Source organism: Streptomyces sp. SM1 (genome assembly GCF_002910825.1).
Lineage (GTDB): Bacteria > Actinomycetota > Actinomycetes > Streptomycetales > Streptomycetaceae > Streptomyces > Streptomyces okerensis.
On record NZ_NEUB01000657.1, the window covers coordinates 1 to 1,041 of the forward strand.

Genomic DNA, 1,041 nt, shown 5'->3' on the forward strand with positions numbered 1-1,041 from the left:
ACGCGCTGCTGCGGGCCGCCGAGGCCTTCGACCGGGGCGAGGGCGGCGACCTGCACAGCCGCAAGGGGTTCCGGGCCGCCCGGCTGCGGACCGTCCTCGGCGCCCGCGGCCGCGAGTACGGCCTGCGGGTCGCCCTGAGTTTCGGCGTGAGCGCCGCCCTCGCCCAGGCGCTCCATCACGCCCGCTGGTACGGGCAGCACGAGCACTGGTACTGGCTGCCCGCCACCGCCGTCTTCCTCGTCAAACCGGACCTCGGGCCGCTCGCCTCCCGTGTGCTGTCCCGGGCCGCCGGAACCGTCCTCGGGGCGCTGCTGTTCGCCGGATTCGCGGCGGTGCTGCCCCGGCCGGCCGGGCTCGTCGCGCTCGTCGTGGTCAGCGGGGCGCTGCTTCCGGTGGCCGCCCGGCACTTCGCCGCGCAGACCGCCGTCGTCACCGTGCTCGTGCTCGCCCTGGTCATGGCCGGCGGCGAACCCCAGGCCTCGGTCGCCCGGATCGGTGAGACGCTGCTGGCCTGCGCCGTCGTCCTGGTCGTCGGTCATCTCCCGATGCCGGGACAGCGCGGCGCCGCCATCCGGGCCAGACTCGCCGAAGCGGGCGCCGCGGCGCAGGCGTACCTGGACCATGTGCTCGGCGCGTCCGGCGAGGGGGCGGCCCGCGACCGCGAGGCCCGCTGGGCGCTGCGCCGCGAGGCCTACCGCACCCTCGCCGAAGCCCGTACGGCCATCGCGCTCGCCTCCGCCGAACTGCCCGCGCTCGCCCGGCACGCGGACGGCACCGACGAGATCGCCGCCACCCTCGAACTGCTCGTCGACACCACCACCGCCTGCGCCGTCCACCTCGACGACACCGGTCGTGTCGACCCCCGGCAGCTGGCGCGACTCGCCGGACTGCGCGAAGAACTCGCCCGACGCCACGGCCCCGTACGACTCCACCTGCCGGACCTACGGCTCACCGGATGACCCCGGCGACCCTCGGCCCCCGGGCTCGGCCTCCGGGCTCGGCCTCCGGGCTCGGCCTCCGGGCTCGGCCTCCGGGCTCGGC

1 protein-coding gene is annotated in these 1,041 nt (G+C 77.0%); it reads left to right on the forward strand.

The window, feature by feature from the left end:
* A partial coding sequence (locus B9S61_RS17495) for an FUSC family protein (RefSeq protein WP_146064875.1) occupies nucleotides 1-959 on the forward strand: 959 nt, incomplete at its 5' end.
* Between the last annotated feature and the right edge of the window lie 82 nt (nucleotides 960-1,041).